This is a genomic window from Micromonospora sp. NPDC003241 (genome assembly GCF_053589795.1).
Window position 1 is genome coordinate 46,312 of the sequence record NZ_JBSFSO010000023.1, and the last position, 15,152, is coordinate 61,463.

Here is a 15,152-nt window from a genome sequence, read left to right on the forward strand (position 1 = left end):
TCGAATCGGGACGGCACGGTCAGCCTCGACCGCGCCAGGGGACGAGCCGGTCCTCGGCGGCGCGCAGCAGCGCGTCGATGAGCAGGCCGGAGAGGCCGATGGCGAACAGGCCGAGCACCACGACGTCGGTCTGCGAGTACCGCTGCGCGTCGCGGACCATGCCGCCGATGCCCGGTACGCCGTTGATGGTCTCGGCGGCGACCACCGACGAGTACGCGATGCCGACGGCGAGCCGGATGCCGGTGAAGATCTCCGGGAGCGCGTGTGGAAACACCACGTCCCGGGTGACCGCCCACCGTCCACCGCCCAGCGCGCGGGCGGCTTCCACCAGGGTGGCCGGGGCGGCGGTGACGGCCGAGGCGGTGGCGACGGCCACCGGAGGCAGCGCGGCGATCGACAGCAGCCACAGCTTCGGCGTCTCGTCGATGCCGAACCAGATGATGAGCAGACTGAAGTAGGCCAGTGGGGGTAGCGCGCGGACGAACGTGACCACCGGCTCGGCCGCCACGCGTACCCAGGGGACGGTGCCCATGACCAGACCGAGCACCAGCCCGGCGCCGACGCCCACCAGGGAGCCGACGAGGATGCGGCGCAGGCTCACGCCGAGGTGCTCGATCAGCAGGTGTCCGCTGTAGCCCCGGACCCCGTCGTGGGTGCTGGAGGTCTGCACCAGACGGTCCCAGACCGCGCCCGGGGACGGGATGAACGTGGGGTTGTCGGTGAGCACCGCGAGCGCCTGCCAGAGTCCGAGCAGGACAAGGAGGGCGACGGCGCGCAGGGCGATCCGGCGCGTCCGACCCGCACGCCACGAGGGACGGGGTGACCGCGTCGGTGGCGGAGCACCGGCATCGGCACCCGCAGTCGGCACGGCGACGACGGTGCTCACGCGTTCTCTCCCCTCGACGACCACATAGCCTGCTTTTCCTACAGCTTTAGTAGGGCATTAGGCAAGACCTCGCCCACGGCGTGGAACGATCGCCACCGATACCCGCACGGCGACGACCGCGCGCCGCTCAGTCCGGCAGATCGGCGATGCGGGTGGAGAGGTCGCGGAGCAGCGCCAGCTCCTCGAGGTCGAGGTGGTCGAGCAAGCGGGCGCGCACCGACGCCACGTGCTGCGGCGCGGCGCGTTCCAGCACGTCGAAGCCCTCGTCGGTCAGGCGCAGCAGGCACCCTCGGGCGTCCTGCGGGTCGGGTTCCCGGGTGACGAGCCCCCGGGCCTGCATCCGGGTGGCGTGGTGGGAGAGCCGACTGCGGGACCACTCCATCTTGGCGGCGAGGTCCTTGAGCGCCCAGCGACGGTCCGGCTTCTCCGACAGCGTGCTGAGCACCTCGTAGTCCGCCGGGGACAGCCCCGAGTCACGGACCAGGTCCCGGTCCAGGCGGGCGGGCAGCGCGACGAGCAGACGTCGGAACGCCCGCCAGGCCCGCTCCTCGTCGGCGTTCAGCCACGGTGTCGCCATACCACCACCGTACCTGTCGTTGACATGTCATCGAAAGCCCGCGTACCTTCGTTGACATGTCATCGACTGTTCCGTCCGCACCTCTGCGCGTCCTCGTCATCGTCGCGAGCACCCGTCCCGGCCGACTCGGTCCGGCCGTCGGCGACTGGTTCGTCGCCGCCGTCACCCCCGACGCCACCCGGCACGGGACACGGGTGGAGGTCGCGGACCTGGCCGACGTCGGGCTGCCGATGTTCGACGAGCCCGAGCACCCCTCGCGCAGCGAGTACGCCCACGAGCACACCCGCGAGTGGAGTCGCCGGGTCGCCGCCGCCGACGCGTTCGTGGTGGTCACCCCGGAGTACAACTTCGGCATGCCGGCGGTGCTCAAGAACGCCCTCGACTTCCTCTATCAGGAGTGGGCGTGGAAGCCGGTGGCGTTCGTCAGCTACGGCAACACCTCGGCCGGCACCCGCGCGGTGCAGATGGCCAAGCAGGTCGTCACCACGCTGCGGATGGTGCCGATCGGGGCCACCGTCGCGCTGCGCCTCGCCGAGCACACCCGCGACGGGCAGGTGGTCGACTCCCCCACGCTGACCGACGGCGCGCGCGCCGTGCTGCGCGAACTCGACCGGGTGGCCCGCTCCCTGCGTCCGTTGCGGGCACCCACGCCCCCGACGCTCACCGCCGGGCCGGTCGAGGGACTGACCCTGGCCGAGGTCCGGGACGAGGACCTGGCCGAGCTGTTCGTGCTCCAGCGCTGCTGCTGGGTGCAGGAGGCGATCGTCAACGACACCCTCGACCTGCCGCCGTTGCAGGAGTCGTTCGCGGACCTGGGTGCCTCCACGTCGACCTGGCGGATCTGGTGCCTGCGCCGCGACGGCCGCCTGATCGGGTCGGTGCGGGCCCGCGCCGACGGGGACGCCTGGCTGGTCGGCCGTCTGATGGTCGCCCCCGACCAGGCCGGTCGGGGAATCGGTTCCTGGCTGCTCGCCCACGCCGAGTCGCAGGCCCCGGAGACCACCACGCACCACGCGTTGTGCACCGGCCACCGCAGCACCCGCAACATCGGGGTGTACGAACGGGCCGGCTACACGGTGACCGAGGTCGACGCCGCACAGGGCGTCGTCCACCTGGTCAAGCCCCGCCGTCCGGTCGCCGCGCCGCGCCAACCGGCGGTGAGCGCCTGACCGGCGATCGGTACCGTCGTCCCGGGGGCGCGGCCGGCGCGGCATCCGGCCGAGGCCCGCACCCGGGCGGTGTTGCTGGTCACCGGTTGATACGGTCGCCCGCGACGACGATGATCACGTGGCCGACAGGGAGGTACGGGATGGGACTCATGGACCGGCTCCGGGGCGAGTTCGTCGACATCGTGGAGTGGCTGGACGACAGCCGGGACACGATCGTCTGGCGCTTCCCCCGATACCAGAACGAGATCAAGATGGGCGCCAAGCTGATCGTGCGCGAGTCGCAGACGGCGGTGTTCGTCAACGAGGGGCAGATCGCCGACGCCTTCCCGCCCGGCACCTACACGCTGGAGACCCGCAACCTGCCCATCCTCTCCACGCTCAAGGGCTGGAAGTACGGCTTCAACTCGCCGTTCAAGGCCGAGGTGTACTTCGTCAACACCCGGCAGTTCACCGAGATGAAGTGGGGCACCCAGAATCCGGTGATCCTGCGGGACGCCGAGTTCGGCGTGGTCCGGCTGCGCGCGTTCGGCGCGTACGCGGCCCGGGTGGTGGACGCGCAGCGTCTGCTGCGGGAGCTGGTCGGCACCGATCCGCAGTTCCGCACCGAGGAGGTGCAGGAGTACCTGCGACAGCTCATCGTGGGACGGCTCGGCGGGGCGCTGGCCACGGCCGGCGTACCGCTGCTGGACCTGGCCGCGCACCAGGACGCCATCGGCCGGCGGCTGGCCGGGGTGCTGACGGCGGAACTCGCCGATGTCGGCATCGCGATCCCCACCTTCGTCATCGAGAACATCTCCGTGCCGCCGGAGGTGGAGCGGGCGCTGGACAAGCGCACCAGCATGGGCGCGGTCGGCGATCTGGACCGGTTCACCCAGTTCCAGGCCGCGACCGCGCTGGAGGAGGCGGCCCGCAACCCGGGCGGCGAGGCGGGGGCCGGCGTCGGGCTCGGCATGGGCATGGCGATGGGGCAGCAGATGGCCCGCACGATGGCCGGCGAGACGCAGCACGCGCCCGCACCGCAGGCCCCGACGGCGCACGCCCCGACACCGCCGAGCGCCGAGCCACCGCCGCTGCCGAACCAGACCCAGTGGTTCATCGGCGTCGACGGGCAGCGACAGGGCCCGTTCGACCTCGGTGGGCTGGCCGCCCAGGTGGCCGCCGGGAGGCTGGGCCCGGACACCCTGGCCTGGCGGTCCGGCATGGCACAGTGGCAGCCCGCCGGGCAGCTTCCCGAGCTCGCCTCGGTGCTGGCCAGCGTTCCGCCGCCACTGCCGCCGCGATGAGCGGCGCGACCGTGCCGCCGACGTTCGGGTGCGGCGGCTGCGGCGCCCGGGTGGAGTACGCGCCGGGCGCGGCGGTGCTGCGCTGCCCGTACTGCGGCAGCCAGCAGGAGATCGCCGGGGCCGGCCGGGAGGTACGCGAGCACGCGTACGCCCAGTTGGCCACGTTGGCGCGCAAGCCGGTGGCGCAGGTCGGCGCGTACACCTTCGTCTGCCCGGGCTGCGGTGCCCGGACCGAGAGCAACGCGCTGGCGAAACGCTGCCAGTTCTGCACCGCGCCGCTGGTGGCCGACCAGGCGACGGGCAGCCTGATCGCCCCCGAGGGGGTGCTGCCGTTCGTGGTGGACCGCACCGGTGTGCGGACGGCGCTGAGCACCTGGTGCCGCAGCCGCTGGTTCGCGCCGAACAGCCTCAAGAAGGTCAGCGAGGCGGAGACGCTCAAGGGCACCTACCTGCCGCACTGGACGTTCGACGCGCGGACCGTGTCGCAGTACCGGGGGCAGCGCGGCCAGCACTACTGGGTCACCGAGAACTACACGGTGATCGTCGACGGCAAGACCGAGATGCGGACCCGGCAGGTACGCCGCACCCAGTGGCATCCGGCCGGCGGCACGGTCCGGCGGGACTTCGACGACGTGCTGGTCCCGGCCACCCGGTATCTGCCGGAGCAGCAACTGGACCGGTTGGCCCCGTGGCCGCTGACCGAGGCGGTCGCGTACCACGGGGACTACCTGGCCGGCTACCACGCGCTGCGCTACGACACCGAGCCCGAGGCGGGGCTGGCCACGGCGAAGACCCGGATGGCGCCGGTCATCCAGGGTGACTGCCGCCGCGACATCGGTGGCGACGAACAGCGCGTCGACTCCGTCGACACCAGCTACTCGGACGTGACGTACAAGCTGATGCTGTTGCCGGTCTGGGTCGCCGCCTACCTGCACGCCGGGCGGTCGTACCAGATCCTGGTCAACGCCCGTACCGGCGAGGTGATCGGCGACCGCCCGTACAGCGCGGTGAAGATCACCCTCGCGGTGCTGGCCGCGCTGACGCTGGTCGCCACGATCGTGCTGGCGTTCGCGCTGGGTCGCTAGGCCGCGCCGCCGGGCCCGGCTCGGATCGGAGACGCCGCCGCGCACCTCACGCGGCGGCGATCTGGATCTTGCGACCGACGCCGGCCCGGAACTGCGCCATCGCGTCGGCGTACTTCTCCAGCGGGAACCGGTGGCTGATGAAGACGGCCGGGTCCAGGACCCCGACGGCGAAGAGTTCGGCGGCACGCTCGAAGCTGTGCAGCACCGCCATCGAGCCGGTGACGGTGATCTCCTTGTTGTAGATCCGGTAGGGCTCGACCGGTACCCGGGTGGCGTACTCGGAGACGCCGAACTGGAGGAACGTGCCGGCGGGGGCGACCCTACCGAGGCCGTCTTCGATGGCGGCCTGCACGCCGGTGCAGTCGATCACCACGTCCCAGCCGCGCGGCCGGTCCAGCTCGTCCGCGCCCGCCGCGCTCGCCGAACACCCCAGCGCGACGGCGGTGGCGAGGCGGTCGGGATTCGGATCGACCACGCTGACCGTGGCCGCGCCGCAGCGTTTGGCGAGTTCGAGCATCATCAGGCCCATCGTGCCCGCGCCATAGATCAGGTAGTGGTCGGCGAGCTGCCGGGGCAGCACGTCGAAGCCGCGTACCGCACAGGACAGCGGTTCGATCAGGGCCGCGTCGGCCGGTGCGACGCCCTCGGGCAGCACCACGCAGTTGCGGACCGGGGCGAGGGCGTACTCGGCCGCACCCCCGGCGACGGTCACCCCGATGGCGTTCCACCGTTCGCAGAGGTTGCCCCGGGCACGCCGGCACTGGTAGCACTCGCCGCAGTGCAGCGACGGGTCCACGGCGACCGGGTCGCCGACCCGGACCTCGGTGACGTCGCCGCCGACCGCGACCACCGTGCCGGCGAACTCGTGACCCGGCACGATCGGGTACGCGGGCGCGAACTCGCCGTCCATGATGTGCAGGTCGGTGCCGCAGATCCCGCTGCCGGCCACCTCGACGACCACGTCCCGGGGGCCGGGCGTGGGGTCCGGTACCGACTCGACGCTGATCTGACCCGGCGTGACGATGACTGCTGCCTTCACTTGACCGCCCCCATGGAGAGTCCTCGGACGAGTTGTTTCTGGGCGATCCAGCCGGCCAGCACCACCGGCAACGACACGATCGTCGCCGCCGCGCAGAGCCGGGCCAGGAACAGCCCTTCGGAGGTGATGAAGCCGACCAGGAAGATCGGCGAGGTGCCGGCCCTGGTGGCGGTGAGGTTGACCGCGAGGAAGAACTCGTTCCAGCTGAAGATGAAGCAGATCAGCGCGGTGGCGGCCAGGCCGGGCGCGACGATCGGCAACAGGATCCGCCGGATGGTGACCAGCAGGCTGGCGCCGTCCATCGCCGCCGCCTCGATCAGGGCGGTCGGCACCTCCAGCATGAACGACCGCATCATCCAGACCGCCAGCGGCAGGTTCATCGCCGTGTAGAGCACGACCAGGGTCCAGACGTTGTCCAGCATGCCGAGGTTCTGCACCAGCAGGTAGATCGGCAGCAGCGCGGCGACCACCGGCAGCATCTTGGTGCTGATGAAGAAGAACAGCACGTCGCGCCACCTGGCGACCGGCCGGATGGAGAGCGCGTACGCGGCCGGGGTGGCCAGCAGCAGCACCAGCAGCGTGGACATCACGCTGGCCATAAGCGAGTTGAGCAGGTACGGCATCAGGTCGCGGTCGAAGACCTGGCGGTAGCCGTCGAGCACCGGGGTGAAGAACCAGGCCGGCGGGTTGCTGGCGGCGTCCACCTCGCGTTTGAAGCCGGTCAGCACCATCCATGCCACCGGCAGGAAGAACAGCAGTCCGGCGAGCCAGGCCAGCACGGTCCAGACCGCGCCGGTGAAGCCCGGGCCACGCCGGACCGGGGCAGCGGTACGCGTCATCGCGCGTCCTCCATCCGGAACAGGCTGGAGAGCAGCCGCAGCGCGAAGGTGGCGACGACGATCGTGCCGATCACCACCACCACACCGGCCGCGGCGGCCTCGCCGTACTCGAACTTACGGAAGGTGGTCAGGTAGATCTCGTACGGCAGGTTGGTGGTGGCCCGCCCGGGGCCACCCTGGGTGATGGTGAAGACCGCGTCGAACGTCTGCACCAGATAGATCGCGCCGAGCAGGGCACCGAGTTCCAGATAGGGCCGCAGGTAAGGCAGCGTGATCCGGGTGAAGGTCTGCCACGGGCCGGCGCCGTCGACCCGGGCGGCCTCCAACGTCTCCAGGGACTGGCCCTGCAACCCGGCCAGGATGATCAGCATCATGAACGGGGTCCACTGCCAGACCAGCGAGGCGACCACGGCCACCATCGGGTACTGCGACACCCAGTCGGTGCTGCCGCCGAAGATGCCGTTGATCAGGCCGTACGACGGGTTGTAGATGGCGTGCTTCCAGAGCAGCGCCGCCGCCATCGGCATCACCAGGAACGGGGTGATGAGCAGCGTCCGCACGATGCCCCGGCCGGGGAACTTCCGGTCCAGCAGGAGGGCCAGGCCGAGGCCGAGCAGCACCGAGACGATCACCGACGAGGCGGTGAGCACCACGGTGTTGACCAGGGCGGCCCGCAGCCGGGCGTCGCTGAGCACGGTCGCGTAGTTGGCCAGCCCGATGAACTCCTGGCTGCCCGGACGCAACGCGTTCCAGCTCTGGGTGGACAGGTAGAGGGTGAACAGGAACGGGAGCTGGGTCACCACGATGGCGAAGACCAGGGCGGGCAGCAGCGGGGCGCGGCGGGCCCAGCGCTGCTTACGGTCCGGCCGGGTGGGACGTACGGCGGGACGCGCGCTCGCGTCCGGGCCGGTGGTGGTCGTGGTCATCGATCCGCCTCACAGGGCAGGGTCGGGGCCGGCCGGTCGACCGGCCCCGACACGCGGCTACCGGTGTTTGCTGGCGGCTTCCTCGGCCAACCGCTGGCCGTCGGCGAGCGCCCGTTCGACGGTGCTCTGGCCGGCGATCGCCGCCGACACCTCCTGGGAGACCTTGGTGCCGAGGTCGGCGAACTCCGGGATGCCGACGAACTGCACCCCGAGCGCGGGCCGGGGCTGCACGCCCGGGTCGACCGGGTCGGCCTCCTGGATGGACTTCAGCGTGATGTCGGCGAAGGCGCTCGCGGACTCGCGGTACTCGGCGATCTCGTAGGTGGACTGGCGCTTGCCGGCCGGTACCCGGGACCAGCCGAGCGAGCCGCCGATCAGCCGCTCGTACTCCTTGCCGGTCGCCCAGGAGATGAACTTCCAGGCGGCGTCGGCGTTCTTGGTGGTCTTCGGCATGGCCAGCGCCCACGCCCACAGCCAGCCGGACGAGTCGGTCTTCTCGACCGGCGCGTACACGTAGCCGACCTTGCCGGCCACCGTGCTGGAGTTGGGGTCCTCCAGGGTGCCGGCGGCGGAGGTGGCGTCGTACCACATGGCCGCCTTGCCCTGGCCGAACGTGTTCAGGCACTCGGTGAACCCGGACTGCGGGGCGCCCGGTTGGCCGTGCGCGCGGAGCAGGTCGACGTAGAATTTGGTCGCCTCGGTGAACTCCGGCGCGTTGACCTTCGGCGTCCAGTCCTTCTCGAACCAGGTGCCGCCGAACGTGTTCACCACGGTGGTCAGCGGCGCGAACAGCTCACCCCAGCCGGGCAGCCCGCGCAGGCAGATGCCGGAGATCCCGGCGTCGGAGTCGTCGAGCTGGGCGGCGAACCCGGCGACCTGCTGCCAGGTCGGGCGCTCCGGCATGGTGATGTTCTTGGCCGCGAAGAGTTCCTTGTTGTACATCAGGAACGACGACTCGCCGTAGAACGGCGCGGCGTAGAGCTTGCCGTCCTGGCCGGAGAGCGAGGCGACCATCGGTTCGAGCAGGTCGCCCTTGTCGTAGCCGGTGTCGCCGTCGGCGTACGAGCTGAGTTCGTGCAGCCAGTCGTTCTGCGCCCAGATGGGCGCCTCGTAGGCGCCGATGGTGGCCACGTCGTACTGGCCGCCCTGGGTGGCGACGTCCTGGGTGACCCGGTCGCGCAGCTCGTTCTCGGGCAGGATGGTGAACCGGACGGTGATCCCGGTGTCCTTGGTGAAGTTCTCGGCGGTAACCTTGGCCAGGTCCTCCATCTGCGGGTTGCCGACCATCAGCACGGTGATGGCCGTGCCGTCGTCGGACGATCCGCCGCCGGCTCCGGAGCAGGCGGTCGAGACCAGCGCGACGGCGAGGCCGACGGCGAGCGTGCCGCGCCATCGGCGCGCAGTTCGTGTTCTGGGCACAGCGAACCTCCGGAAGTGGTGGTGAGGTGAGGGTGAGGGGACGATCGGCCGGGGCGCTCAGACGCGCAGCACCACCGGGCCGAGCAGCGAGTAGCGGTGCGCCTCGGAGGCCGGCAGCGCGGTGTCCGTGACGACGGTGTCGAGGTCCGCCACGTCGGCGAACCGGCAGAAGCTGTGCCCGCCGAACTTGGTGTGCACCCCGGCGAAGACCACCCGCCGGGCCACCGACATGACCTGGGCCTTCACGGCGGCCACGGCCGGGTCCGGTGTGGTCAGCCCGTGCTTGCGGGAGATGCCGTTGGCCCCGACGTAGGCCAGGTCGATGACGAAGCCGGCGAGCATCCGGGTGGCCCAGTGGTCGACGGTGGCCAGCGTGCGTCCGCGTACCCGGCCGCCGAGCAACAGCACCGTGACCGACGGGTACGCGGCCAGTGTCGCCGCGGTGTGCAGCGAGGCGGTGACCACGGTCAGTTGCCGGTGGGTGGGCAGCGCCTCGGCGATGAGCTGTGGGGTGTAACCCTCGTCGATGAAGATCGACTCGGCGTCGCCGAGATGTTCCACGGCTGCGGTGGCGATCCGCCGCTTCTCCACGACCATCCGGGTGGCCCGGGTCTCCAGGGTCGTCTCGAAGCGGGCGGTCTCCATCGGGTAGGCGCCGCCGTGTGTCCGGCGGACCAGACCCTGCTGCGCCAGCAGGCTCAGGTCGCGACGGATGGTCTCCGGCGCGACGCTCAGCTCGGCGGCGAGGTGGCGGACGTCCACGTCGCCCTGCCGGCGCGCGACGGCGAGGATGTGGTGGCGGCGCTGGTTCGCGTCCACTGTGCACCTCCCGTCGGTGTGTGTGTCTTTTTGTACCACCGTGGACGGTGAGGTGACTCCGGTCACATGCGGGTGATTCTGGTGGGTTTGTTGCCCGTAAGCCAGCCCGAACGGGCAGCGCATAGCGGACATCAGCCCTTTACCGCGCAGAACAATCGCCCGTTTGACGCCCCGGCTTGCCCGATCAGCACCCGGCGCGCCCGGTCGGGCGTCGCCTCGTCAGCTCGGCGCGGCCCCGTTGTCGACCAACCGGAAATAGGTGGTCAGCGTCGCGTCGCCGATCTCCTCGAGGATCAGCCCCCGGGTCGGCGAGTGCTGGAGGAACGCGGACAGGTTGCTGATCGCGTACGCGGGCGCGCCGCCCCGCTCGCCGTCCCGCACGATCGAGAACCGCTGCCTCGGCGCGTCCGGGTCACAGGCGGCGCCCACCACCCGCAGCGCGGCACTGCCCGAGGAGCGCGACTCCCAGCAGGTGTCGCCCGCCCCGGCGACCCGGACCAGATAGGTGTCGCCGCCCTGCGGCACGAAGACGAACAGTTGGTGGCCCTCGTCCCCGTCGACCTCGCCGAGACCACCCTCGTCGCGCAGCGACACCCCGCCGATCCCGTCGACCCGGACGACGGTGGCCTGACGCTGCCCGGACAGCACCCCACCGGCGCCCGCCGAGGGCGACCCGGAGGTGCCCGAGGCGGGGCTGGACGGGTCCGTGACGGACGGCCGGGTGCCGTCCGGGCCGGGGCGGGACGACGCGGTGGACGGACTCGACGAGCCGGTGGGGGGAGCGACGGTGTGGGGACCCGGGGTGACCTCGGGCGGGTCGGTGGCCGGGACCGGGGTCGGTCCGGCCGGCCCGACCGGGATGGTGTGCGGCGGCCCGGCGAGGCGGATGGCGGCGGTGCCGGCACCGAGCGCGGCGACCAGGAGGACTCCGACCGTGACGGTCGCGACGTGTCGACGGCGACGGCGGGTGTCCCCCCGACGCCGGATCTCGGCGGCGGCGTGGACCCGGCCCTGCCCGCCGTGCCGGGCCAACCCGCGCAGGGCGTCGTCCAGCTCGCGGTCAGCGCTCATGTCCCCTCCCTCCGCTGGTCACCTGATGCTCGTCGTCGCCGAGATGGGCGGCGAGGGCGCGTCGCCCCCGGGCGAGCCGCGTCTTGACGGTGTTCACGTTGGTGCCCGCCTCGGTGGCGATCTCCGCCACGCTGAGGCCCACCAGATGGTGCAGGACCACCACCCGGCGCTGCTCTGCGGGGATGCGGCGCAGCGCGGCCACGATCGCGACGTGGTCGACCGAGCTGCCCTCGACGTGTTCCTCGGCGGCCTGCCGCCGGTGGGCGGTGAGCCGGTTGACCGCCTTACGCCAGGCGCTCACCGCCACCCGGTACGCGACGCTGCGCACCCACGCCTCCGGGCTGTCGCACTCGCGGACGGTCGCCCACCGGTCCCAGGCCCGGGCGTACGCCTCCGCCACCGCGTCCTCCGCCTCGGCCCGACGGCCGATCATGGCGTAGAGGTGGCCCAGCACCCGCTGGGCCGACGCGGCGTAGAAGGCGTCGAACTCGTCAGCGTCGCGCATCGATCACGGTCTCCAGCCGATCCGGTCGCTCCTGGTCATGCCACATCCCCGCCGAACGTCAGCCCTGCCGAGGCGCGGGCCCGGTGTCGTTGAACCGGAAGCTGTCGAACGGCGACGCGTCGCCCAGTTCCTCCAGGATCAGCCCGTTGCGCGCGGTGGTCCGCAGGTAGGCCCAACTGTTGCTGATGACGAACTCGCGGGCGCCGCCGCCCTGCGCCCTGGTGACGACGAACCGCTGGAGCGGGTCACCGGCCCGGCAGGTGGCGCCCCGCACCACCAACGGTCGGGTGTTGCCCGGGTTGTGCGCCTGCCAGCAGACCGGCCGCCCGGTGCCGCCGCCGTAGTACGACTTGATCAGGAACTCCTGCCCGCCCAGCGGGGTCGGCACGAACACCTGCCGCCCCTGGTCGTCGTCCACCTCGGCCAGCCGCCCGCCGTCGAGCAACGACAGCCCGGACTCGAACGCGCCGACCCGGACGATCGTGACCCGGCGCGTGCCGGAGAGTACCGGCTCCACCGTCGGCTTCGGCGTCGGCTGGGGCGTCGCCGCGACGACCGGAGCGGCCGTCGACAACGGCGCGACCGCCGGTGGCGCCTTCTCGGACGCCGACGCCACCCCGTACACCCCCACTGCGGCGGCGACCAGCGCCACCAGGCCCGTACCGGCGAGCCACCTACCCGTCACCATCATGGCCTCCCACCTTCCGGCTACCGCCCCGAGCCCGTCCGACCGGTCCGGGTGTCGGTCCGTACAGCCTCATGACGCCTGGCGTACGGCGGTGGTTTCACCACGACGCGTGATCACTCTGCGTACGGAAATCGCGTACGTATCGGCGACTTCTTCCCTTTGCGTGACCGAGGCAATACGGTAAGTCCGCTGCCGGGCCGCCGAACCGGAGGATTCCCATGACGGAGTACGACTATGTGGTGGTCGGCGCGGGTTCGGCCGGCTGCGTGCTGGCCAACCGCCTGACCGAGGACCCCGGCGTCCGGGTGCTGGTGATCGAGGCCGGCGGCTGGGACGGCAGCCCGTGGGTCCGCATCCCCAAGGGCTTCAGCAAGCTGATGGACGACCGGCGCACCGCGTGGCACTACCCCGCCGAGGTGCCCTCCGGCGGGCGGGAGGTCTGGCAGCGCGGACGCCTCGTCGGCGGCTCCAGCTCGATCAACGGCATGGTGTACGCCCGGGGCGACCGGCTCGACTACGACGAGTTGGAGCGCCTCGGCAACCCCGGCTGGGGCTGGGACACCATGCTGCCGATCTTCAAGCGGCTGGAGGACAACCCGCTGGGCGCCTCGGACGTCCGTGGTGTCGGCGGGCCGCTGCGACTGTCCACCGCCACCGGCACCGACGAGGTCTGCGAGGAGACCATCGCGGCCGGGGAGGAACTCGGCTGGCGCCGGACGGACGACCTGAACGCCGGTGACGACGAGCGGATCGGCTACCTGATGGCCACCATCCGCGACGGTCGCCGCAGCAGTGCCGCCGACGCCTTCCTGCACCCGGTCCGGCACCGGCCCAACCTGCACGTCGCGGTGAACACGGTGGTCCGTCGCGTCCTCGTGGAGAACGGTCGCGCGGTCGGGGTGCGCGCGCACCGGGGCGGGCAGCCGGTCGACTTCCGGGCCCGGGCGGAGGTGGTCCTCGCCGCCGGGGCGATCGCCACCCCCCACCTGTTGCAGGTCTCCGGGATCGGCCCGGCCGACACGCTGCGCCGGGCCGGGGTCGACGTGCTGCTCGACCGGCCCCGGGTCGGCGCCGGGATGCGCGAGCACCGGACCACCCCGATCCAGTTCCGGCTGACCGGCCGGGTCGGCTACAACCCCCGCCTGAGCGGGCCGCTCGGGCAGGGCCGGGAACTGCTGCGCTACCTGCTGACCCGGCGAGGTCCGCTGGCCCTGCCGGTGTACGACGTCGGCGCGTACCTCCGCTCCACCCCCACCGCCCGGCACCCGGACGCACAGTTGCTCGTCGCGCCCTTCTCGGCGGCGCCCCGGCGGCCCGGACGCGCGTTGGAGCTGGAGGCCGAGTCGGGGCTGATGGCGCAGATCACGGTGACCCGGCCGGAGAGCGAGGGCAGCCTCGCCATCACCTCCGCCGACCCGGAGGCACCGCCCCGGATCGTCGCCGGCTACTTCGACGCGGCGCACGACCGGCGGGTGGCGGTCGACGCCTTCCGGCGGGCCCGGGAACTCTTCGCCACCGGCCCGATCGCCAAGCGGATCTCGGTGGAGACGCTGCCCGGCCCGGCCGTCCGCGACGACGACGAGATCATCCAGGCGGGGCTGGCGCTCGGGTACTGCGGGTACCACGCGGTCGGCACCTGCGCGATGGGTCCCGGCGACGACTTCGTGGTGGACCCGCAGCTGCGGGTCCGGGGCCTGACGGGTCTGCGCGTGGTGGACGCCTCGGTGCTGCCGACCCTGGTCAGCGGCTATCTCAACGCGCCGGTGATGGCACTGGCGTGGCGCGCCGCGGACCTCATCCGCGCCGCCTGAGGCGGTATGCTTCCGCCACCGTCCACCTTGGAGTCCGCCATGTCATCGATGCGCCGCGTGCGGCTGGTCAGCCGCCTGCTCGCCCTCACACTCGTCGGCACGGTGCTGTCCGCCGCACCGGCCGGCGCCGCCCCGGCACAGCCGTCGTCACCCCCGGGCTGGACGACCGTGCCCGGCACCACCCCGGTGCTGTCCCGGCCGGCGGCCACCGCCTACGGCGGGGAGGTGCACCTGGTCGCCGAGGGCCCCGGCGACAGCGTGGTGCACAACCGGTACTCCCTGGAGACCGAGGCCTGGTCGGGCTGGCGGACCGTGCCGGGCCCGGCCCGGGCGGCCTCCGCACCGGCGGTCATCCTCTACGGAGGTGACCTGCACCTGTTCGTCCGGGGACCGGCGGGCACCGTCCAGACCTCCCGGTACTCGCTGACGACCGCGAGCTGGTCGGCCTGGTCGACGGTGCCCGGGTCGGGCGCCGTCACGTCGGAGCCGGCCGTCGCGGTGTACGGCGGCTACCTGCACCTGTTCGTCCGGGGGTCGGTGGGCGTCCTGCGCACCACCCGGTACGACCTCTCCACCGACACCTGGTCGGCCTGGTCGACGCCGCCGGGGCTGCAGGGCGCGACCTCCGCGCCGGCCACCGCGGTCTACGGGGGTTGGCTGTGGGTGTTCGTCCGTGGCCCGGCCGGCAACCTCCGCACCGTCCGGTACGACCTGTCCACCGACACCTGGACGAGCTGGTCCACGGTGCCCGGCTCGGCGGGTGCTCCGTCGGGCCCGGCCGCCCAGGTGTACGGCGGTGACCTGCGCCTGTACGTCAGCGACGCCGACAGCGGCACGGTCCGCACCGTCGCCTACACCCTGACCACCGGCACCTGGTCGGGATGGTCGACGGCGACCGGCCCGGTCGACCTGGTCTCGGCGCCCGGCACCACCCTGTACGGCGGTCAGGTGCACCTCTTCGTGCAGGGTTCCCAGCAGCAGGTCCACCGGTCGCTGATCGGGTCGTCCTGACGGTCGGGCGGGCCGTCGACCCGA

General features: G+C 72.2%; 15 protein-coding genes. 5 read left to right on the forward strand and 10 right to left on the reverse strand.

Features of this window, described 5'->3' with window-relative positions:
* Window positions 1–19: 19 nt before the first annotated feature.
* Both ACWDVW_RS19160 and ACWDVW_RS19165 read right to left on the reverse strand, forming a co-directional pair.
* Window positions 20–886, reverse strand: a complete 867-nt coding sequence (locus tag ACWDVW_RS19160) for an ABC transporter permease (protein WP_449950553.1) — start codon at window positions 884–886, stop codon at window positions 20–22.
* 127 nt (window positions 887–1,013) lie between these two features.
* Window positions 1,014–1,463 (reverse strand): MarR family winged helix-turn-helix transcriptional regulator, encoded by a 450-nt coding sequence (locus tag ACWDVW_RS19165; protein ID WP_449950556.1) that lies wholly within the window; start codon window positions 1,461–1,463, stop codon window positions 1,014–1,016.
* A gap of 56 nt (window positions 1,464–1,519) precedes the next feature.
* Between ACWDVW_RS19165 and ACWDVW_RS19170 the strand changes: the two genes are divergently transcribed.
* The 3 genes from ACWDVW_RS19170 (at window position 1,520) to ACWDVW_RS19180 (ending at window position 5,000) form a co-directional block, all read left to right on the forward strand.
* On the forward strand, window positions 1,520–2,632 hold the full coding sequence (locus tag ACWDVW_RS19170; protein ID WP_449950559.1) for a GNAT family N-acetyltransferase: 1,113 nt from the start codon (window positions 1,520–1,522) through the stop codon (window positions 2,630–2,632).
* A 140-nt stretch (window positions 2,633–2,772) separates the two neighbouring features.
* Window positions 2,773–3,915, forward strand: coding sequence for an SPFH domain-containing protein (locus ACWDVW_RS19175; RefSeq protein WP_449950560.1), 1,143 nt, complete (start codon window positions 2,773–2,775; stop codon window positions 3,913–3,915).
* The gene (locus ACWDVW_RS19180) at window positions 3,912–5,000 is read left to right on the forward strand and encodes a hypothetical protein (protein ID WP_449950561.1); all 1,089 of its coding nucleotides are present in this window, start codon (window positions 3,912–3,914) and stop codon (window positions 4,998–5,000) included. Before ACWDVW_RS19175 ends, ACWDVW_RS19180 begins: the two co-directional genes overlap by 4 nt.
* 46 nt (window positions 5,001–5,046) lie before the next feature.
* On the opposite strand, the gene ACWDVW_RS19185 is transcribed toward ACWDVW_RS19180, so the two are convergent.
* From ACWDVW_RS19185 to ACWDVW_RS19220, 8 genes are all read right to left on the reverse strand, one after another.
* Window positions 5,047–6,039 (reverse strand): zinc-dependent alcohol dehydrogenase family protein, encoded by a 993-nt coding sequence (locus ACWDVW_RS19185; RefSeq protein ID WP_449950563.1) that lies wholly within the window; start codon window positions 6,037–6,039, stop codon window positions 5,047–5,049.
* Window positions 6,036–6,878 carry a carbohydrate ABC transporter permease gene (locus tag ACWDVW_RS19190; protein WP_449950566.1) on the reverse strand — a complete coding sequence of 281 codons (843 nt, stop codon included), beginning with the start codon at window positions 6,876–6,878 and terminating at the stop codon, window positions 6,036–6,038. The genes ACWDVW_RS19185 and ACWDVW_RS19190 overlap by 4 nt, the downstream gene beginning before the upstream one ends.
* Entirely contained in the window at window positions 6,875–7,804 is a 930-nt protein-coding gene (locus ACWDVW_RS19195; RefSeq protein WP_449950568.1) for a carbohydrate ABC transporter permease, read from the reverse strand. The genes ACWDVW_RS19190 and ACWDVW_RS19195 overlap by 4 nt, the downstream gene beginning before the upstream one ends.
* Window positions 7,805–7,861: 57 nt before the next feature.
* Window positions 7,862–9,223 carry an ABC transporter substrate-binding protein gene (locus ACWDVW_RS19200; protein WP_449950570.1) on the reverse strand — a complete coding sequence of 454 codons (1,362 nt, stop codon included), beginning with the start codon at window positions 9,221–9,223 and terminating at the stop codon, window positions 7,862–7,864.
* 57 nt (window positions 9,224–9,280) lie between these two features.
* Window positions 9,281–10,042 carry a DeoR/GlpR family DNA-binding transcription regulator gene (locus ACWDVW_RS19205; RefSeq protein ID WP_350697838.1) on the reverse strand — a complete coding sequence of 254 codons (762 nt, stop codon included), beginning with the start codon at window positions 10,040–10,042 and terminating at the stop codon, window positions 9,281–9,283.
* 219 nt (window positions 10,043–10,261) lie between these two features.
* A complete protein-coding gene (locus ACWDVW_RS19210; RefSeq protein ID WP_449950573.1) occupies window positions 10,262–11,113 on the reverse strand; it encodes an RICIN domain-containing protein in 852 nt (283 codons plus the stop codon).
* On the reverse strand, window positions 11,103–11,618 hold the full coding sequence (locus ACWDVW_RS19215; protein ID WP_449950576.1) for a sigma-70 family RNA polymerase sigma factor: 516 nt from the start codon (window positions 11,616–11,618) through the stop codon (window positions 11,103–11,105). The genes ACWDVW_RS19210 and ACWDVW_RS19215 overlap by 11 nt, the downstream gene beginning before the upstream one ends.
* Before the next feature lie 58 nt (window positions 11,619–11,676).
* A complete protein-coding gene (locus tag ACWDVW_RS19220; protein ID WP_449950579.1) occupies window positions 11,677–12,309 on the reverse strand; it encodes a hypothetical protein in 633 nt (210 codons plus the stop codon).
* Between the two features lie 215 nt (window positions 12,310–12,524).
* Here ACWDVW_RS19220 and ACWDVW_RS19225 point away from each other — a divergent pair, with 215 nt between their 5' ends.
* Both ACWDVW_RS19225 and ACWDVW_RS19230 read left to right on the forward strand, forming a co-directional pair.
* Window positions 12,525–14,117, forward strand: a complete 1,593-nt coding sequence (locus tag ACWDVW_RS19225; RefSeq protein ID WP_449950582.1) for a GMC family oxidoreductase — start codon at window positions 12,525–12,527, stop codon at window positions 14,115–14,117.
* 39 nt (window positions 14,118–14,156) lie between these two features.
* The gene (locus ACWDVW_RS19230) at window positions 14,157–15,128 is read left to right on the forward strand and encodes a hypothetical protein (protein ID WP_449950585.1); all 972 of its coding nucleotides are present in this window, start codon (window positions 14,157–14,159) and stop codon (window positions 15,126–15,128) included.
* Window positions 15,129–15,152: the final 24 nt, after the last annotated feature.

Coding starts and splice junctions, on each gene's coding strand:
- ACWDVW_RS19165 (WP_449950556.1), bottom strand. CDS start 1,463: ATGGCGACACCGTGGCTGAACGCCGACGAGGAGCGGGCCTGGCGGGCG.
- ACWDVW_RS19170 (WP_449950559.1), top strand. CDS start 1,520: ATGTCATCGACTGTTCCGTCCGCACCTCTGCGCGTCCTCGTCATCGTC.
- ACWDVW_RS19175 (WP_449950560.1), top strand. CDS start 2,773: ATGGGACTCATGGACCGGCTCCGGGGCGAGTTCGTCGACATCGTGGAG.
- ACWDVW_RS19180 (WP_449950561.1), top strand. CDS start 3,912: ATGAGCGGCGCGACCGTGCCGCCGACGTTCGGGTGCGGCGGCTGCGGC.
- ACWDVW_RS19190 (WP_449950566.1), bottom strand. CDS start 6,878: ATGACGCGTACCGCTGCCCCGGTCCGGCGTGGCCCGGGCTTCACCGGC.
- ACWDVW_RS19195 (WP_449950568.1), bottom strand. CDS start 7,804: ATGACCACGACCACCACCGGCCCGGACGCGAGCGCGCGTCCCGCCGTA.
- ACWDVW_RS19210 (WP_449950573.1), bottom strand. CDS start 11,113: ATGAGCGCTGACCGCGAGCTGGACGACGCCCTGCGCGGGTTGGCCCGG.
- ACWDVW_RS19215 (WP_449950576.1), bottom strand. CDS start 11,618: ATGCGCGACGCTGACGAGTTCGACGCCTTCTACGCCGCGTCGGCCCAG.
- ACWDVW_RS19220 (WP_449950579.1), bottom strand. CDS start 12,309: ATGATGGTGACGGGTAGGTGGCTCGCCGGTACGGGCCTGGTGGCGCTG.
- ACWDVW_RS19225 (WP_449950582.1), top strand. CDS start 12,525: ATGACGGAGTACGACTATGTGGTGGTCGGCGCGGGTTCGGCCGGCTGC.
- ACWDVW_RS19230 (WP_449950585.1), top strand. CDS start 14,157: ATGTCATCGATGCGCCGCGTGCGGCTGGTCAGCCGCCTGCTCGCCCTC.